Genomic DNA, 19584 nt, shown 5'->3' with positions numbered 1-19584 from the left:
CCTACAGATTCGGGCGGGCACGGAGACACCGCCCCTACAGATTCGGGCGGGCACGGGGGCACCGCCCCTACAGATTCGGGCGGGCACGGAGACACCGCCCCTACAGATTCGGGCGGGCACGGGGGCACCGCCCCTACAGATTCGGGCGGGCACGGAGACACCGCCCCTACAGATTCGGGCGGGCACGGGGGCACCGCCCCTACAGATTCGGGCGGGCACGGAGACACCGCCCCTACAGATTCGGGCGGGCACGGGGGCACCGCCCCTACAGATTCCGCCAACTCTCATTGGTATCGGTTGTTTGTGGGCGATTTTAGAAGAAGCTCACATTATAATGCTGGCAATTCATCCTCAGTTTCAAGGTCAGGGTTTGGGACAAGCTCTGCTTTTGGCTTTGCTAAAATCGGCTTGTGACAGGCAATTAGAGCGATCGACTTTAGAAGTGCGGGACTCGAATTTAGCGGCAGTTTACCTGTACAAAAAATTTGGTTTTAAAGAGGCTGGACGGCGCAAGCGATACTACGAAGACACTGGGGAAGATGCTCTGGTGATGTGGCGCAGCGGTCTGGAAAAACCGGAATTTCAGCGATATTTGGCGGATGAGAAACGGGAGATGTGCGATCGGCTGCATCAGAAAAACTGGCATTTGGCGATCGATATTTTTGATTTTTGAGTGTAATTTGTTGCGTATTTAACTGGTTTTGAACTAAATTGGTTACTCGATATCAATTTAGTTCAAAATCCTCATATAGAATCAACCTCAGCTCTTGACGAAACATCTGCCTGCCCGGCCATACTTACCGCTTTGCTTCGCGCTTCGATAATTTGACCTATCTCGCGGCCCAAGCTTGGTTGACGTTCAATCATCGTATTTACAGCATCTGAGTAGACGACAAGAACTTGCAAATCGTCAACGGCGACAACCGATACCGGACTCGGTTCCCCACTAAACAGCGCCATCTCGCCAAAAAACTCACCACTCAAGATAGTCATAACCTCCAACTCCATGCCCAACTTGTTCGTGACTGTTACCTTAGCTTGACCAGCAATGATAATGTACAAAGCATTACCAGGCTCGCCCTGCCGGATGACTTTCTCTCCCGCACCAAACTTCTGTAAAATAGTTCCCTTAGTTAAGTCATCCAAATTTTTTGGCTCTCTAGCTAAAGGCATAAATCCGGGAATTGAGTGCAGGCTTTGGGCTAACTTACTGGAAGCGCTATCTGCCTTATCAGCAGCTTCCACAGCATACTCGTATCGGTAGCGATATAGCGTCAGGTTGTTTCGCTGCGCTGCGTACCAGACTCGCGTCATAAATCGATCGAGTATCTGCTCCATATCCTCAAAATTTTCGATAAAAAACTCCACCTCATAGATAATTGCAGTCTCATCATAGGAAGTGGTTTTGCTCTCTGGTTCGGGTTCGGCTAATATTCCCTGTGTAGCCAAAGCTGTACTTAGTAGTACCTGCTTCACGAGGTTAGGGGGGCTATCGTAGGAAAAGCCAATATTGATACGTTGGTTGTAAATGCGTTCTGGTTGGCTGTAATTATGAATTATTTCTTTTCCAATGAACTGATGGGGAACGATAATCACCTGGCGTTCGAGAGTTAGCAGGCGAACAGAGCGCCAATTGATATCAATTACCTGCCCTTCGATATCTCCAATTCGCAACCAATCACCCACACTGAAGGGGCGTTCTAGAAGCAGCGCAATGCCAGACATGATGCTGCCTAGTGTGTCCTGAAGCGCCAAACCGATCACGATCGAACTAACGCCCAATCCCGTAGCAAGACCAGCCAAATCTGCACCCCACACCGCCGCCAGTACGATCGCGCTTCCCACAAGCACCAAAAACAACCTAGAAAGGTCGATCAGCAGTTTGGGCATCCGTCCCCGCCATGTATTTGCCTCAGCTTCTTCAAACAAAATTACATTAAACAGCGAGAGAGAAGCGTAGATAACAGATATCCAAAACAGCGTTGCGACGAGCTTTGCAAAATTCCCGTCAACGTCAAGCCTCACGACATTCCTGATTAAAACCATCAGCATTAAGACTGGCAGTACGAGGTTTTTTACAACCTGCAGCGTAGCCGCCAGCGGTCTACCGCGCCTTTGTAGATGATAAATAACCTCTCCTAGTAAAACGACCAGGAGTGGGAACCCTAATCCGACAATTACCGCCCAGGTTTGCCAGTCATTTGAAAAGCTTAAATTACTCATAAACTTCTTCCTCTCGAACACTTACAGTCAGCTTAGAAGTTTTGACTTGCCAAGCCACTAACTTTTCTTTTCCAGGTTCTTGAATTTCACCAACCAGCTCAAAATCGTAGAGATCGTGGAGGCGCGAGCAGATGTCTTGAGAAACTAATATTGCTCCCGGCGGACAAGCCGACTTCAATCTATTGGCAATATTTACACTATCGCCCCAAACGTCGTATAGTAATTTATTTTTACCAATCACGCCTGCAACCACATCTCCTGAATTGATGCCGATCCGCAGGTCTAGATGCAAGTCTTTTTCATAACTAAATCGGCGGACAAACGACAGCATTTCCAAAGCAAAATCTACCGTGCGTTTGTCATGATCCAGACGCGGCATACCAAGCCCGCATACAGCCATGTAACCGTCACCAATAGTTTTAATCTTCTCTAGACCGTATTTATCTGTCATTTCATCAAAGCCTGTTACCAGTTCATTCAGCAAGCGAACAACCTCTTGAGGCGACATTGATTGAGTCAGTTTGGTGAATTGGTGGAGGTCGGAAAACAAGATCGAGACATTAGAAATTTGCTCGGCAATTTCTCGATCGCCCTGTTTGAGGCGTTTGGCGATTGCGGGACTAAATATACTTAAGACTAATGCTTCATTTTCGCGATTTTTCTGTTCGATTAGTTGAGTTTCGGCGCGAAGGCTGCCGATGTTTGGTTAAATGACTTAGCTAAGTGTCCAAATTCATCTTGCGAACCCGATTTCACAACCGCATCAAATTCTCCAGCCCCCACCTTGCGAGCGCTTTTGATTAAAGTATTAATGGGTCTGACAAAGATTGAGGTCAGCCACATGGCAACAAGGGTGATTAGCGCGATGATTAAAGTAGCGCCCATCAAAACTTTTTTTTCAAACGAGTGAATTGAGGCATAGGCTTCAGAAACATCTATCTCTGCCAAGATCACCCACTTCAATCCATCAATCTCTAGTGGAGCATAAGAACTCAAAACTGGAATATTACGATAATCGTCGATCGCCTCGGTGCCCTGTTTCCCAAACAAAGCTTCTTTCACTGCTTTTGTTTGCACTTCCTGTAGGAGGATTGTAGTATTGAACTCTTTGATTTTCTTGACAGTCTTTTCATCAGTGCCGATCGAGCGTAAAGTTTTTGCATGACCTTCTGGGTCTTCAATCTGGAAACGAGACGCAGAGCGCATTAAATAATCCGACCCAACCAGATAAGTTTCTCCTGAATCCCCCAGACCATTTTTTTTCCAATTTTTGTTACCAGTCATCACATTGTTAATTTTGTCAACGGGAAGCTGGAACGCCAAAACACCAATGAATTGGGAGTCGTTAAAGATTGGGGTAGCAATAAAAGCCACAGGCGCACCGTAGGAAGGGCTGTAGGGTTTGAAATCTACTATTTTCACATAGCCCTTTCCATTTGCTTGTCGTGTCGCGGCGATCGCGGATGCTAGGTTACTCTCGTTGTAGGGGCCGTTGGTGAAGTTTGTGGTAAAGTCGGCTTCTTTAAAAACCGTGTAGACAACAGTTCCTTCGGGATCGATCAAAAACATATCGTAGTAACCGTATTTTTCAACTATATTGCGAAAAATAGGGTGGTAGCGGGCGTGAGCGCGGCTGTAAGCGCTGGCGTCGCCTGGATTGTCAAGGAGAAGTTTTTTGCCAACGGGGCTGGGGTTAGCAGCGATGTAGTGGTACTGTAGGTAACGGGCAGCGGCTGTTTTTGGCGTGTAGGATGCCAGAACGGGGGAACCCTCGTTAGTTCGCGTTAGTTTGGTTAGAAATTCTGTCCGGTAGAAGGTATCAATTTTTGCGTCAAAATCCGCTGGTACTGTTGATTGTTCAAGTTGGCGGTAGGCTGTCTTGAATTCCTGCATGCCACCGACGACTGTTAGGTCTTCGCTTAGGGTTTGGCTATGGTGGTAAAGGCTTTGAAAATAATCTTGGATTTGATCAGTTTTGGCCGCCCGAAGGCTGGTTAATTGGTTGAAGACTTTTTCGGTCAGAGTAGCTTTCCCACTGCTAGAGCATATATAGGTGGTGGCGACCATAGCGCAAACGCTGACTACCAGCAACATAACTATGAGTTTTGTCTTAATACTTAATTGATTCAGTAATTCCATAGGAATTTTCCCGCTCCTGTTTGCTTTCTTTTTATGATTATACCCCTCGGTAAATTCTACCTTAGTCACTTTGCTACAATGAGTATTGTCGAGCGTCTTGTACTGGTTGTCAATTAATGCTTGAAGATTAAAGCCTCTTTCCAGCATCTCTATAAACTGCCTTAGCTGGATTTTAGCTCTGAAAACTGGTTACACAGGTATTTTAGGCTCATCGTCATTCAATAGCCCCTCACGCAGTTGATTGTACGACTGCTCTAGAGATGACAAATCAATATCCGCACTAGATGTTCCGTTGTACTCAAAAGGATTTTCAAGATCGTATATCAGCAACAACAAATACATGAATGCCGTAAATAGAAAACCTGAAACAATCAAATTGGTATAAAACTCGTCGGTATGCGTTATTAACAAAGCAATGCTTGAGGCAATTATCAGAATATGCAGCAATCCATAGGCGGATGCCAGAAAGTCGGTATCGCGAATCCTTTGAATTCGGGCAATCAGAAGACGAATCTTTGCCTGTTCACCTTGAAGGCGAGCCATCAAAGGAGCTTCGCAAAACTTTGATAATGGAACCAGTAATTGATTGAGGATTGTAACGGCATTATCAACTCTGATGAATGGCTTACTCTGTTTCAAACAGAGTAGGACTGATTTGAGGATCTCAGCTAATCCTTCTGTAAGTAGGCTTGGGTCATAGTCGGGCTGACGGGCTGCAATGAACAAATTCGTATCTTGAATCGTTTCAACCGCATTCGCAATCTGGTGTGGCATATCTTCACTGGTACGGTAATCAGTCAGCGTCCCGTTAAGCATAAACGCCAAGATGAACGTTACCGCCGCCAACAGAGAACCTATCTGACTATCGAACTTACCAATTTCCCACTGCATCTGATGAGCGAACCATTTTGCCAAGCAAAATAGCGCTGTTAGGGGAATAACTTTGAGTAAGATTCCCGACTTTGAGATATCAGTAAAATTTCTGAGATTCATTGCGTTTATGCTTTATTAAAGATGTGTTTTTGGTGATAAACGAGTGCGAGCGCTTGCTTCTGGCAACTTTAGTATTAAGGAGAAGGCGATCGCGCTACCATTTAGTACGACCCAGAAGCTCCAGGAAACTGGAGCTTCTGGGTCGTAACTGTAATAGTATAGAGGATATTAAGACAGATGTTGCTATCTTTTTTATGTCACGATCAGTAATTCAATGAAACGATTCCAGGTCAATAGTTTTCCTCCCGCGCGATCGCATTTCAGTAAGCCAAAGCTTTTCTACTCACGGTGTCGTCACCTTGAGTAGAAAAGCAGACTTGAAGGTCAAAAACAAGCTGGGATCAATTTATTTGTTTGTGCCCCCATCTTCCAGAGACTTATACTTTGATCCATCAGGCATAACAGCACCTTCGAGCAAAGCACCACTCAGGTCAGAAATGCTAACTTTAGCACCTTTGAGATTTGCACCAGTTAGGTAGGCACTCTTCAAGTTGGCACCACTCAAACTAGCATCTCTCAAATCTGCACCACTCAGGTTCGCATTACTCAAATCTGCACAAATTAAATTAGCATTACTAAGATTCGCACTACTAAGATTAGCCTGAGTCAAGCGAGCAAAACTCAGTTTTGCATGACTTAAATTTGCACCACTAAGTTTAACCTGACTGATATTAGCATTATCTAAATTGGCATAAGTCAAATTAGCATTACTCAAGTCGCTTTCCATCAAATTGGCTTTACTGAGATTGGCATGAGGAAGATTAATATCTACTAACTCCGCACCAATAGCATCCAAACCTCTAAGAGAAACACCATCCTCATTCAAATCTTGGAGTGCCAGAATTCTGGCATAGCTAACTTTTACGCCGTGTGCTGCATCAACCGTACTCCAAGCTTGGTAATGAAATTGCTTTCTGCGATCGGGTGCTTCTTTAATGAATAAAACTAAAGCAACGACAAGACTGAGAGCATCAACACTCTCCAGAATCTCTCCAATCAGAGAATTATCATCCGCCCCCACATAAATTATGATGAACAGAACGGCTGAAACACTAGCCACTAACCAGGCTGGTTGCGTCCAAAAATTATCAATTAATTTTTCTAAAATTCCTTTGAGAACTTCACCCAATCGCTGAACGAATGATTGACCCTGAAATTGCCGATAACTATCAGTTATTTTCGAGAGCATTTTGGGGATAATTTCACCATCCAACTGAATTGATACTAAAGGCTTTTTCTGTTCCTCGGTTGGCGGCGCGATCGGCTTAGATTCGTTCAGTAATTGTGTCTTTGATTCTTTTGGCTGATGGTGGGTGACATCTTTTTCATCTGGGACAACATTTGGTGTAGAAACAACAACTGCGCCTTTTAGCATCAAACCACTAATTGTTCTGTAGGCATCTGTCCATGCCCGCTTTACTTCGGGAGTCCAATCTTCTTGGAGATACTGCTCAAAAGTCATCAGCAGTGCGTCTCCAACTGGCCCATAATATTTGGGGATTACCCCATAGCCGATGTGTCTGCCTCCCAAGGCATTGAGAACTGGCCCTAAAGCTTCTGGAGAGCGGAGATTTTCTACTACCAATACCAAAGCATTAAGGAGCTTCTTCTGTTGTATTTTTAGCTCGATATGGGCAAACAATGGTTTATATTCTGGGTGAGCGATGAAGAGGTTTTCGTAGAAGCTAGCGGCAAATTCATCAGCACGAGGTTTGATTTTATCGAAACTGCTTTCCAGTACATCTACGGCTAACTCTGGCTCTTTTTCGGGAACTGATTCTAGTGGGTGATTAGCTGCTATATTTACCGGTTTATCGGGAATAATCTCTGTTTCTAATTGAACTTCTTCAGGTGTAGTTTCTACACCTGCGCCTTTTAACATCAAAGCAGTAATCGCTCCGTAGGCATCGATCCATGCTTGTTTGACTTCAATAGTCCAATCTTCCTGAAGATACTCCTCAAAGGTCATTAGTAGTGCTTCTCCAACTGCCGGGTAAGAATTGGCGATCGCTCCATAACCCACGTGTCTCCCTCCCAGTGCGTTTAGAACTGGCCCTAAAGCCTCTGGAGAACGAAGATTTTCTACTACCAAAACCAGAGAATTTATCAGCTTTTTCTGTTGCTTTTCCATCTCAGTATTGGCAAACAGTGGTTTCACTTCTGGATAAAGTTTAAACAGGTTATCGTAGAAAGTAGTGGCAAATTCATCAGCACGAGGTTTGATTTTCTCGAAACTTTGCTCTAAAAGTTCAACATTTAAAGACATATTTTTGTTTCTCTTTTGAAAGGTGATGCTCCCTTGTCTAAAGACCGGTTTTTTTAACTATCCGGCTCTGATGAATCCTTTTAATAGAGTGTTGGAAGAGAGTTTATTTGCTGACGCCAGGGCAAAATATTACAAATTCAAATTTTCCAATTCTTGAGACACCATAGCCATAAACTCTCCTGCATCGTTGATGCCCATTTCTCCTAAAGCTTTCCACTCTTCACTGCTGTAATCTAAATCGAGTCCCATCACGTCTTGAGTCCAATAGGGCAAATTAGATGGGTTTTCCATTAGCTCAGATGTTATTTTTAAGAGTTCTGTTCCGGTCATCTTTTTTCTAACATTTGTCACCAAGCAAAAGTGGAGCAATTTTGCCAGGTTGCTTTGCGGTGGAATTGATATCAGAAATGCCATATTTTGGGCCAGGATAAACTTCTCTAGCTTCATTGATATTTTCCTCGTTTGTCGGTATTCAAGTAAGGTTTTTTGGGAGATGATGGAGAGCAAGTCCAGGAATTAGGCGAAAGTTCAAAAAAACCGGGTTTTTCGACTGGGAGAAATAGCCATAAAGCCGATTTTATGTCAAAGAAGCCCGGTTTTTGTGTAAGTCCTAAACTTATGACTATAGCTGAATATCATAAATCAATTGCCAGAAGTTTTGCTAGAAATTTTCTTTCCTATAGCCAAACCCGTATTTATGGCAGAGATTTCTCAATTGTACCGATAGTCCAGGAGGGCCGCAGAAATATACGTCAACTTTATTGGGCGCGTGTTGCTGCGCTATATCTTGAAAAATCTCCTCCCAGTCTGGACGACCCGTTTGTGTACGGCTCTTTAAACCTGTAATCAAATCAACCTGCGTCTGAGAATGCATCAAATCCATTGCCACAAATAGGGTGCTGGATTTCATATCTGACTTTTGCTGGGCACCTGTCAAATACAAATTAATGTCAAATAAGTTGTTAGTGTCTTGGGCTTCGATTCTGGATAAGAGTTCAACAAACCATTCAAACGCTTTTTGCTCTCGGTTGAGCCAGTAAAAATGTACCTTTTGCAAACGCATTCCTGAAGAACCGTGTTGGCTTCGGTACAGCATACTTTTGAGAATAGAGGCAAATGGAGTTACGCCAATACCCGCACCGATGAGAATAGCGTACTTAGATTCAAAGATATGGGTACTTGGTGTCCCATAGGGCCCATCTAAATGGACAAGCACTCCAGGCTCGTATTTAGAGTTACCTGACCGTATCCATTGCTCGTGCTGTTCTCGGAAAAGTTGATATAATTTTCCAGTCCAACTGCCCGCAGAGCGTATGTGTACAGATAAGACATCCTGCATTTCGGGGGCGCTACTAATTGTGAATGGATGCCATTCATATTTGGATAGACTCGGACATTTAACAAACACGTAGTCCCCTGGTTGATAGTGGAAAGATTTCGGACGTGCAATTTCCAAACCTAGAACTTTGGAGGGGAGTAAAGAGGCATTAACTACATAGGCAGGCTCTTTTGTATTCTGCCGGCGAATAACCAGTTCGATCGCAAATCCCACAGCAGGTAACAACACCCACTGCCAAAAAACTGGCCCGTGAACTAACGCCAGGGCAAACCACACGACGTACAACATATGAGCTGTATAGAAAAGCGCAAATTTTCCGCCTTTGCGGATTGGAGCTTGCGCTGTCACCCACATAACTGCGAAAACTAGCAGTAATAAAAATCCTGACAAGCCAGCCTTCGTCGCAAAAAGACTCTGGGCAAAGGGAACCGGCAATGTGGTGTAATTGAGAAAATGCGCGATCGTATGGACGATCGCAAAGGCAAACATGAATTGACCCACGAGCTTGTGAAACTCGATGCCCTCATCTATCGGCAGATAGTTGTTGATCCTTGTTTTGCGAAGCCAAGTCATAAAATGCCGCAACATGGGAATTAGGATCAATGCCCCGTTGAAGTTGAGCGCTGCGCCACATCCCCGCGCAATTTGAACGTACACATTTGCGCCTAGACTTGCATATCGATCGACAGCCCCAAAGAAAAGAACCAGATTGGCAATAAGATAGAGGGACAAAAAAGCGATCTTGACCCAGTTGTTTTGAATATAATGCTTGATGTACGCCTTTGGTGACCTTTTCTCTTTGGGCGCAACTGCTATGGCGTCGTCGTCTGGCTGGCGAGGTTTTAACCAGCTAACGGGGCTAACTGCCATCGCCTCAAGCAGATCGGGATGCTTTCCGATTAAACCTTTGAACTCTTCAAAAGAAATTTCGCCACTTTTATCGGTATCAGCTTCTAAAAACAAAATGTCAACCAGACCGGTAACTTGTTCCGGCGGAAAGGTTAAATTATTTTCCTTCAAGCTAGCAGCAATCAAGTGAGAAACTTCGTCTTTTTCGATGGAGCCATCCCCGTTTATGTCGTGCAATTGATAAGCAAATTTGAGTTTTTGATCTTCAGTTGCAAAGACAAGTTCCTCTACTGTTCTCAAAAATTCATCGAGGTCTATAACGCCACTTTTATCGTTATCAAACATCGCAAACATTCGCTCGGCAAAATATTCATCTTTCAGCCCCATAGCTTTCTTAAACTCTGAGCGATCGATTTGTTGGTCTTTTCCACCAATCTTGGTAAAGACTTGTCGCAATTCCTCTAAAATTTTTCTCGGAGTATCCATCGTGAGATTAACCTCGGTTTTTTTTGTTTTCCAATTTTTCGCCAGTTATGGAGCCAGCTAAAACTATCATTCTTGCATTACTGTATACAGCAGTCGGACAAATAAGCATGACATCATTTTTCAAATTTGAAGATGATGTCATGCTTATTGAACAAAAGTTTAGATTTGAGCAACGTTAAGGTTAGCAACTAACCCATACGTTGATATATACTCTTCTAACTCCGCTAAATCAACACTGCCATTTTTATCGGAGTCAAGAGTATTAAAAAGATAATCAGTGATGTAGCTTCTGACTTCTTCAGAGCTACGTTCGCCTGTTGTCATATCTTCGATTAGCCCTAACAACTCCATAATCTCAGTTCGTTCTAGTGCCTTACTTCCATCCGTATCCAATTGCAGGAACAGCTTTTTGATATCTGCTGTTGCCACTCTCGAAGAACGCAGTGTTTCTCTCAATATGTCATTGCCAAATGAATTCATGAACAATATCTGTTCGATGAGTGGTATGCAGAAGAACCCCAGCGCTGCCCAAAAAATTGCATATTTTACGGCTTGGGGATTTGCAGTTGTACTAACTCCGATGAAAAGAGCCGCCCAAAGGAAAAAGTTGGGATTCACAAGCAGGATGTAAGCATCGCGAGCTTCTGCCTTGCTAAGCTTGCCCTTCGTAAATGCTGAGGTTAATACAGCCAAAACGCGCATTGAGACAAACACTAAAGTTGCCAATGCTAGCTGTTGCAGACAAGCGAGCGAGCGATTCGGATCGGTTGAAGAAAATAGATCGGAAATGAAGGTTGAGGGAGTAAATTGAAACCCTGTTGCCAAAGCCATGAATGCGACAGCAAGCACTCCGATGAATTTCCAGTTTTTACTGTGGTGGTTTGATTCAACCGGGGATTTGTCGCGCCAAAACTGGGCGATCGCACCCGGTATTGCCAGACCTAAAATTAGAATAATGCCGAAAAAGATCAGGCTGTCAACGTTAATGGGTAAATTGGCAACCTTCAATATAGCCAGAAGCGCCAGTGGAGCAACGATTGATAGCGTTCTTGACAAAAGAGCCGACGGATAAAGATTACCGCCCCAAAGCACGGATAAAACTGGGGAAGTAAGGGCTGGCGGAACCATCCAAAACAGCACCCACAAGACTTTGTACAGATCCGCTTCAGTCTGATACAAAAATCCAGAAAATATTAAAAATAACCCAACTGCCCATCGCACTGCCATCCACCCGTAAACGAGATACTTCACAGTAGAGGTTACTTTGCGTTTACTCGCTGCAAAGTCAATGTCTAAGTAGGTATAAAACGTTGAGGCGGCAAGACACGCAACAATTATTGCTCGAAATAGGACTGACGGAATCCCTGCTTCTGAGGTGCTGATTGCCCTTGCCAAGCTTCCCAGCAAGAAGGCGGCGGCATAGATCAAAATCGCCCACATAATTGAAAGATCGTTGATCTCTTTCCGCAGGGAAGCAGCACCGCCGGATTCCTTATCGCGAAACTTGACGAGATCCACACCGCTGAGAGCTTTACCATTGGGGAGTTTTAGGTGTTTATAAGCAGTAGGCGGTAGACCGCTTAAATAAAGTGCTAGAGGCTCCAATACATATTGGTGGCACACTACTAGAACTGTTTCGCCGCGTTCCAAGTGCGGTACAATTTTGTCTTCGTAGAAACGGGCAGCGCGAGAGTAAACTTGGGCAATCTTTTCGCCAGCCGGAGGTGCTTCGTTATGTGAATGCAACATTTCCTCGAAGCCTTCGTAGCCCAGTGCTAGACGCAGCAAATTTAGGTTGCGACCCGCAAAAATGCCAAAGGATTTTTCGCTAATTCGGTGGTCGATTTGAACGGGGGTATCGGGCGACTTTAGTGCTTGACTTTCAGCAAGGGCGATTTCACAGGTTTGCCTAGCGCGTCTCATGTGGGAGACATATACTGCGTCAAACTTTGTACCTTTTTTCTTAAGGTCAACACCTGCACGGCGTGCCTGCAATCGGCCAAAGGATGTGAGGTCAACATCCAGAACTCCTGCAAAAATGTTGCGTTCGTTACTGGTACTTTCACCGTGCCGAATAAAGTAGACACGTCCTAGCTGTTCTGCATTGAATTCTTTTGGTGAAGCTGCAGAAGTTGTTGTAGCTGCATCGTGGAATTTACTTGTAACTTCGATCGATCCATTGTCGGTACTTTGTACCTGGTCATCTAAGTTTCTAGTGTTCATTATTTACTTTCACTACGCCTTAAACAGGATTTAGATTCTTTTCCACGATTGAAGTTTCAGACTTTTAAGTCACACGAGTTAACGACTAAAGCACTCTGCTACGAAAGCAAGGTCTTGAACCATGCTGAGTATAGTCTGAGGCAAACCCCTCGGACTGTAGTAAGACTCACTAATTGATCAGGAGCGATCGCACAACTGACAAGAGGAAGAATACCCAAATCTTCAACGAATCGGGGACAAAATTTTAGATGAAGAAAGCCCAGCTCGCTCTCGCCCTCCCAAACCAACATATTGGGAAGGTAGCCAGCAGCTTAATGTCTATCTATCTTAGGACATAGATCCCTTGTCTAACCAATAAGTTTTGTAAAAAAACTGCCCGACACTTCGAGAATTATCACTTTTGCACCTCCATGACAGCCAAAAAGAGTGTGCTAGAATCCATCAATACGTAGTCGTAGGTTGGGCACGGGCCGAGAAGAGCAATCTTCTTGCAGTCTAGGGGAGGTTGTAGGTCAGCCACCATTTGGGTCTTCCCAGTTGAAAGCCACCCTGCAACATGAGCCTGGAATCTGCAACCGCAGCCGAGTGCGGCAGATAGGTTGGGAGTGTCGCGCTAGAATAAGCAGTACGAGTTAACACTCGAACACAAACGCTCGTTGTGCGAGCGTGACCTCGAAACGGGCACATAGCAGCAGGTGATGGGAATAAATCATGTTTGAACGCTTCACAGAAAAAGCAATAAAAGTAATCATGTTGGCCCAGGAAGAAGCTCGCCGCCTGGGTCACAACTTCGTAGGGACAGAACAGATCCTCCTGGGTCTGATCGGAGAAGGAACCGGGGTTGCAGCAAAAGTCCTCAAATCAATGGGCGTCAACCTAAAAGACGCGCGCATTGAAGTGGAAAAAATCATCGGGCGCGGTTCCGGCTTCGTAGCAGTCGAAATTCCGTTCACTCCCCGCGCCAAGCGGGTTCTAGAACTATCCCTAGAAGAAGCTCGCCAACTCGGACACAACTATATAGGTACTGAACACCTGCTGCTAGGCCTGATCCGCGAAGGTGAAGGAGTAGCGGCCAGAGTCTTGGAAAACCTGGGAGTAGACTTGTCGAAAGTCCGCACCCAAGTGATTCGGATGCTGGGAGAAACCGCAGAAGTCGCAGCCACTGGCGGCGGCGCCCGCACCAAAACCCCAACCCTGGATGAATTCGGCGCCAACCTCACTCAAATGGCGGTCGATGGCAAACTAGACCCAGTAGTCGGACGCCAAAAAGAAATCGAACGGGTAATTCAAATCCTCGGTCGTCGCACCAAAAATAACCCGGTGCTCATCGGCGAACCCGGAGTCGGTAAAACCGCGATCGCCGAAGGCCTCGCCCAGCGCATCGCTAACAACGATATCCCAGACATCCTCGAAGAAAAGCGCGTCGTTACCCTCGACATCGGCTTGCTGGTTGCCGGTACCAAATACCGGGGCGAATTTGAAGAACGTCTCAAAAAAATCATGGACGAAATCCGCACTGCGGGTAACGTGATTTTGGTGATTGACGAAGTGCACACTTTGATCGGTGCGGGTGCTGCTGAAGGGGCGATCGACGCGGCAAACATTCTCAAGCCGGCTTTGGCAAGAGGCGAGCTCCAGTGCATCGGCGCTACCACCCTCGACGAGTACCGCAAGCACATCGAGCGCGATGCAGCCCTAGAACGGCGCTTCCAGCCCGTTATGGTCGGCGAACCGACAGTAGACGAGACGATCGAGATTCTCTTCGGTCTGCGGGAACGCTACGAACAGCACCACAAGCTGAAAATCTTAGACACGGCCCTGGAAGCCGCAGCCAAACTCTCACATCGGTACATCTCGGACCGCTTCCTCCCAGATAAAGCAATTGACTTGGTAGACGAAGCAGGTTCTAGAGTTCGCCTGATCAACTCCCAACTGCCCCCGGCTGCCAAAGAACTTGACAAAGAACTCCGCCAAGTCCTCAAAGATAAAGACGAAGCGGTGCGTTCTCAAGACTTTGACAAAGCCGGCGAATTGCGCGATCGGGAAATGACCATCAAAGCCGAAATTCGCGCAATTTCCCAAGCCAAAAAAACCGACTCGGCGCGCACCGGCGAAACAGACCCATCGCCAGTTGTCACCGAAGAAGATATCGCTCAAATCGTGGCAAGCTGGACGGGCGTACCGGTAAACAAACTTACCGAATCCGAATCCGAAAAGCTGCTGCACATGGAAGATACCTTGCACCAGCGCTTGATCGGCCAGGAAGAAGCAGTGAAAGCCGTTTCCCGCGCCATCCGTCGCGCTCGCGTTGGCTTGAAAAATCCCAATCGCCCGATCGCCAGTTTCATCTTCTCTGGCCCCACCGGCGTCGGCAAAACCGAACTCACCAAAGCCCTAGCCGGCTACTTCTTCGGTTCCGAAGATGCGATGATTCGGCTGGATATGTCGGAGTACATGGAACGTCACACCGTCTCCAAACTCATCGGTTCTCCTCCGGGCTACGTCGGCTACAACGAAGGCGGCCAACTCACAGAAGCAGTCCGTCGCCGTCCTTACACCGTCGTGCTGTTCGACGAAATCGAAAAAGCCCACCCCGATGTCTTCAATATGCTGCTGCAAATATTGGAAGACGGCCGCTTGACTGATGCCAAAGGTCGCACCGTGGACTTCAAAAACACGCTGCTGATTATGACCTCAAACATCGGTTCTAAGGTGATTGAAAAAGGCGGCGGCGGCCTCGGTTTCGAGTTCAGCGACAACCAAGCCGATGCTAATTACAACCGCATTCGTTCTTTGGTTAACGAAGAACTCAAAAACTACTTCCGCCCCGAATTCCTCAACCGACTCGACGAAATTATCGTCTTCCGCCAGTTGAACAGGGAAGAAGTCAAGGAAATCGCGGTCATCATGCTCAAAGAAGTGTTCAGTCGTTTGACAGAACAGGGAATCACCCTGGAAGTGACCGAAAAATTCAAAGAACGGCTGGTAGAAGAAGGCTACAACCCCAGCTACGGAGCCCGACCCCTGCGCCGCGCCATTATGCGCTTGCTGGAAGACAGTTTGGCTGAGGAAATCCTTTCTGGCCGCATCAAAGACGGCGACACCGCTGTTGTTGATGTGGGCGAGGACGGAATTGTTAAGGTGCTGCAAGGTCAAAAGCGGGAATTGCTGCCCCAAGGCGTTGAGTAAGTTTGAGTAAGTGCGATCGCGAGTTAAGTTTTGAAATAACCAATCTCGTAATCGCAAACAACTCAAAATCCTCAAATAAAAAAGGTAGAGAATCTTAGTTCTCTGCCTTTTTTATGAGTTAATATCAACACAATGTACGCTTACTTTTCTAAGTATCTTCGTCTCAAAAAATAGGAGACCGATCGACTCGGTTTCTGTAGGACGGCGCCGCCGTGTTCGCCCTTCCGGGTTTCTGAATACCCCAACAAAGTTTTACGTTTAATTAGAGCGAGCTACTTCAAGGGCAATTAGATAATTAGCAAGAACTATATAGTGGAGAAATAAATGACATCTGAAAAAAAGAATTTGGGTACAGAAGTAGCAGAAAATCCGCCTGAAACCTGGTGGCAGAAAGCGTGGAAGTCGCAGCGAGAAAATCTTCAGATAGTGATTATTGCTTTGAGTTTAGCAATAGTGATTCGAGCGTTGGTCGCCGAACCGCGCTACATACCCTCAGATTCTATGGTACCAACTTTGCACGTGGGCGATCGCGTGGTAGTCGAAAAAATCTCGTACTACCTCGAACCTCCCAAAACTGGGGACATCGTAGTATTTGCCCCGCCCGAAAAGTTGCAAGAACAAGGCTTTACTCAAGACCAAGCATTCATCAAGCGGGTAATTGGCTTACCGGGTCAAACCGTCGCCGTTAAAAAAGGTTTAGTTTATCTCAACGACAAACCCCTCGTCGAAAAATATATTGCCGAACCTCCTAAATACCAGTGGGGGCCTTATCGCGTCCCAGAAAATGAATACTTTGTGATGGGAGACAACCGCAACAACAGCAACGACTCCAGCAGGTGGGGATTTTTACCTAAGCAGAATATCATCGGCCGCGCTGTAGTGCGGTTTTGGCCTCTAGAACGCATCGGGGAAGTTTGAAGTCAGTTGACAGTTGACTGTTGACAGTTGACAGTTGACTGTTGACAGTTGACGGTTGACTGTTGACGGTTGACTGTTGTCATCGCAAGCCCGATGCCCGATGCCCGATGCCCGATGCCCGATGCCCGATGCCCGATGCCCGATGCCCGATGCCCGATGCCCGATGCCCCATTCTCATGCCTTATCCTGTACGGAAATTTCTACTTATTCTTGCGCCTTAAGGGGTAGGGACTTCCTCCGGCAACTGATAAAATAGTAGAAAAAGCAGCGGGATTTCTCGCCTAGATCAAAATTAGTAGAATATTAAAAAATTAGGAAAGCTATGGGATTTTTTGATTCAGAAATTGTTCAGCAAGAAGCCAAGCTGTTGTTTGAAGACTATCAATCTCTCATCAAACTAGGTGGCAATTACGGCAAATTCGATCGCGAAGGCAAGAAAATGTTCATCGCTCAGATGGAATCAATGATGGAGCGCTACCGTATTTTTATGAAGCGCTTTGAGCTGTCTGAGGACTTCATGGCTCAGATGACTGTAGAGCAGTTAAAAACACAGCTCAATCAATTTGGCATCACGCCCCAGCAGATGTTCGATCAAATGAACTCAACGCTGGAGCGGATGAAATCTGAGCTGGAAAAACAATCCTAGTGTCAGAAGGAAGAAGGAAGTTCGGCAACCGATTCTGTAAGGGATGTAACGGATGTAAAAGAAGAAAGAAGGAAGAAGGAAGAAAGAAAAAGGAAGAAGGAATAAAAATAAAAGATTCCCACTTTACTAATCAATTCTTCAATCTAAAATCTAAAATCTAAAATCTAAAATTGTCCCATTCCCAAGAATTAAGGCCGCTCAAAAGCTGAAGCAGGTTTGAAACTTTCTGCGGGAACGCCTTCCAAAGCTTGGCTCATAAAATCCCGCCAAACAGGGGCGACAATCCCACCGCCAGTAGCACCGTAGCTCATCGGTCTATAATTGTCGTTGCCCATCCAAACAGCCACCGACAACTGCGGCACGTAACCCACAAACCAGATATCCCGTTCAGAGGAAGTTGTACCAGTTTTCCCCGCAGCCGGCCGGCCAATTTGAGCCGCCCTTGCCGTTCCGCTGGTAATTACCCCTTGCAGGGCGCTGTTGACAGATGCCGCCGCCCAGGAATTGAGAACTAATTTGGGTTTGGGCGTATTGTCGAGCAAGACATTGCCGCTGCTGTCAGTGACTTGCACGATAAACGTGGTGTCAGAATGCCAGCCGTTGTTGGCGAAGGTAGCAAAAGAGCCGGCCATTTCTAAAGGAGTGAGGTCAACGGCACCCAATGGCAAAGAAATCACCGGTTCCATCGGACTTCTGATGCCGAGCACGCGGCAAATCTCAATCACTTTATTCAATCCGACTTCTTGGCCAAGCTTGACGGCGGGAATGTTCAGAGATACTTCCAAAGCTCTGCGGATGCTGACGGCACCGGAGAAGCCGCCACCGTAGTTTTGAGGGTAGTAGTAGCCGTCGCCGTCGCGGTAGCCGACAGGGGAGTCGTAGACAACTGAATCCGGGCCGTATTTGCCGCTAGCAAAGGCAGCGTAGTAGATAAAAGGTTTAAAAGCAGATCCGGGCTGGCGACGTGCTTGAATGGCGCGGTTGAACTGACTCTTTTCGTAATCGACGCCGCCAACCATTGCTTTGACGAAGTGGGTGCGGGGATCTACCGCGGCTAGGGCAATTTGACCTTCCTCGCGATCGTAAAACAGCCCTTGGTAGTAAAGCCGATTGTGCCACGCTTTGACGGTTTCTTCGGCTATGCGCTGCATTTTGAGGTCGATCGTGGTTTGAACGCGCATTCCTCCCTTAACCACGGCATCTCGCCCGAAACGCCTCGTCAGTTCCTGGACTACGGCTTGTGTTACGTAAGGAACTTGAGAGCCCCCAAAAGAGGTAATTTTGCCTAGCTTAATTTTTTCCTTGCGGGCAGCAGTCTCTTGGGCCGGCGTAATCCATTTAAGATCCTTCATGCGGTTTAAAACGAGGGTTTGCCGCTCTTTTGCCAACTTGTAATTGACGAAAGGACTGTATTCTTCGGGGGCAGAAATTAAGCCGGCCAGCATCGCTGCTTCTGCAAGAGTCAAATTACTTGCTGATTTGTTGAAATAGCTTCGAGAGGCTGTCTCTACGCCGTACAAGTTGTGACCTAAGTAGATTTGATTCAGGTATAGTTGCAGAATTTGGTCTTTGTTGAGAATTTGCTCCAAGCGGATAGACATTACCGCTTCAGCTACTTTGCGACTAAATTTTGACTGGGGAGATAGAAACAGGTTCTTGACTAGCTGCATAGTCATAGTCGAGCCGCCTTCAACGGTTCTACCTTTCTCTAGGTTGACTATGAGAGCTCGGGCTATCCCGCCGGGGTTGATACCTTTGTGGGTGAAAAAGTTGCTATCTTCGATCGCCAGAACAGCTCGTTTCAGGTTCGGGGAGATTTGGTCAAGGGGTACGACATCCCGGTTGGCTTCATCGTGGATGCTGGCTAGGGGCTTGCCGTTGATGTCGTAAATGTGGGTAGTTTCTGTGGGAGAGTAGGTTTGCAAGATCCGAACATCTGGCAAATTGCGGAAGCTGATCGCTAAGCCAACCAGTCCACCAGCGACTACGGAACTGGCAAGCATTGTCATGCTGAGTATGGTTCCGGCGGTCACTTTACTGACTGACTGAACAAACTCGAATACGGGGGCTGAGTTTTCCGTGTTATTGCGGACTGCGTTGGTTGACACGTGGATTTCACTTCCTCACTCGATTTGGGGTTTAAGACTTTTAATTTTAGATGCGAACCCTAGAGACTGTCAGTCGATTTTAGATTTTAGATTTTAGATTTTAGATTTATTCCACAGATGAATCTGGGAGTTTGAACAAGAGTCTAAAATTTGGGGATCTCCACGACTGTTGTCGGGGGCTGGTATCCGTTTTTGGGCGGGGTCA

13 protein-coding genes are annotated in these 19584 nt (G+C 46.3%); 4 read left to right on the top strand and 9 right to left on the bottom strand.

The genetic code is table 11. The features are described from left to right. Positions 1-7 precede the first annotated feature (7 nt). Entirely contained in the window at positions 8-673 is a 666-nt protein-coding gene (rimI, locus tag QUB12_RS25925) for a ribosomal protein S18-alanine N-acetyltransferase (RefSeq protein ID WP_333146548.1), read from the top strand. Positions 674-744: 71 nt separating this feature from the next. On the opposite strand, the gene QUB12_RS25920 is transcribed toward rimI, so the two are convergent. From QUB12_RS25920 to QUB12_RS25885, 8 genes are all read right to left on the bottom strand, one after another. Beyond that, complete coding sequence (locus QUB12_RS25920) at positions 745-2223, bottom strand: mechanosensitive ion channel family protein (RefSeq protein ID WP_333146516.1); 1479 nt, start codon at positions 2221-2223, stop codon at positions 745-747. Beyond that, positions 2216-2791: an adenylate/guanylate cyclase domain-containing protein gene (locus QUB12_RS25915; RefSeq protein WP_333300225.1), complete on the bottom strand. Its 576-nt coding sequence runs from the start codon at positions 2789-2791 to the stop codon at positions 2216-2218. Before QUB12_RS25915 ends, QUB12_RS25920 begins: the two co-directional genes overlap by 8 nt. Positions 2792-2892: 101 nt before the next feature. Continuing rightward, positions 2893-4362, bottom strand: coding sequence for a cache domain-containing protein (locus tag QUB12_RS25910; RefSeq protein WP_333146518.1), 1470 nt, complete (start codon positions 4360-4362; stop codon positions 2893-2895). A 189-nt stretch (positions 4363-4551) separates the two neighbouring features. Further along, the gene (locus tag QUB12_RS25905) at positions 4552-5355 is read right to left on the bottom strand and encodes a hypothetical protein (RefSeq protein WP_333146520.1); all 804 of its coding nucleotides are present in this window, start codon (positions 5353-5355) and stop codon (positions 4552-4554) included. A gap of 346 nt (positions 5356-5701) precedes the next feature. Continuing rightward, positions 5702-7621, bottom strand: coding sequence for a globin domain-containing protein (locus QUB12_RS25900; RefSeq protein ID WP_333146522.1), 1920 nt, complete (start codon positions 7619-7621; stop codon positions 5702-5704). Positions 7622-7750: 129 nt separating this feature from the next. Next, the gene (locus QUB12_RS25895) at positions 7751-8068 is read right to left on the bottom strand and encodes a hypothetical protein (protein WP_333146524.1); all 318 of its coding nucleotides are present in this window, start codon (positions 8066-8068) and stop codon (positions 7751-7753) included. 214 nt (positions 8069-8282) lie between these two features. Then, entirely contained in the window at positions 8283-10295 is a 2013-nt protein-coding gene (locus tag QUB12_RS25890; RefSeq protein ID WP_333309068.1) for an EF-hand domain-containing protein, read from the bottom strand. Positions 10296-10454: 159 nt separating this feature from the next. Next, positions 10455-12518 carry a histidine phosphatase family protein gene (locus tag QUB12_RS25885; protein ID WP_333309066.1) on the bottom strand — a complete coding sequence of 688 codons (2064 nt, stop codon included), beginning with the start codon at positions 12516-12518 and terminating at the stop codon, positions 10455-10457. A gap of 711 nt (positions 12519-13229) precedes the next feature. On the opposite strand from QUB12_RS25885, the gene QUB12_RS25880 reads away from it, so the two are divergent. The 3 genes from QUB12_RS25880 to QUB12_RS25870 all read left to right on the top strand — a co-directional run bounded on the left by QUB12_RS25880 (position 13230) and on the right by QUB12_RS25870 (position 17271). Further along, positions 13230-15707 carry an ATP-dependent Clp protease ATP-binding subunit gene (locus QUB12_RS25880; RefSeq protein WP_333055947.1) on the top strand — a complete coding sequence of 826 codons (2478 nt, stop codon included), beginning with the start codon at positions 13230-13232 and terminating at the stop codon, positions 15705-15707. A 324-nt stretch (positions 15708-16031) separates the two neighbouring features. After that, positions 16032-16625: a signal peptidase I gene (gene lepB / locus QUB12_RS25875; RefSeq protein WP_333146532.1), complete on the top strand. Its 594-nt coding sequence runs from the start codon at positions 16032-16034 to the stop codon at positions 16623-16625. A 322-nt stretch (positions 16626-16947) separates the two neighbouring features. Further along, the gene (locus tag QUB12_RS25870) at positions 16948-17271 is read left to right on the top strand and encodes a DUF1825 family protein (protein WP_190661255.1); all 324 of its coding nucleotides are present in this window, start codon (positions 16948-16950) and stop codon (positions 17269-17271) included. A gap of 188 nt (positions 17272-17459) precedes the next feature. Here QUB12_RS25870 and QUB12_RS25865 read toward each other — a convergent pair whose 3' ends face one another. Then, positions 17460-19379, bottom strand: coding sequence for a transglycosylase domain-containing protein (locus tag QUB12_RS25865; protein ID WP_333146534.1), 1920 nt, complete (start codon positions 19377-19379; stop codon positions 17460-17462). Positions 19380-19584 lie beyond the last annotated feature (205 nt).

Source organism: Microcoleus sp. B7-D4, assembly GCF_036705125.1.
Classification (GTDB): domain Bacteria; phylum Cyanobacteriota; class Cyanobacteriia; order Cyanobacteriales; family Microcoleaceae; genus Microcoleus.
Note: the sequence above shows the minus strand (reverse complement) of the source record. Positions and strands in the feature narration are given on the sequence as shown.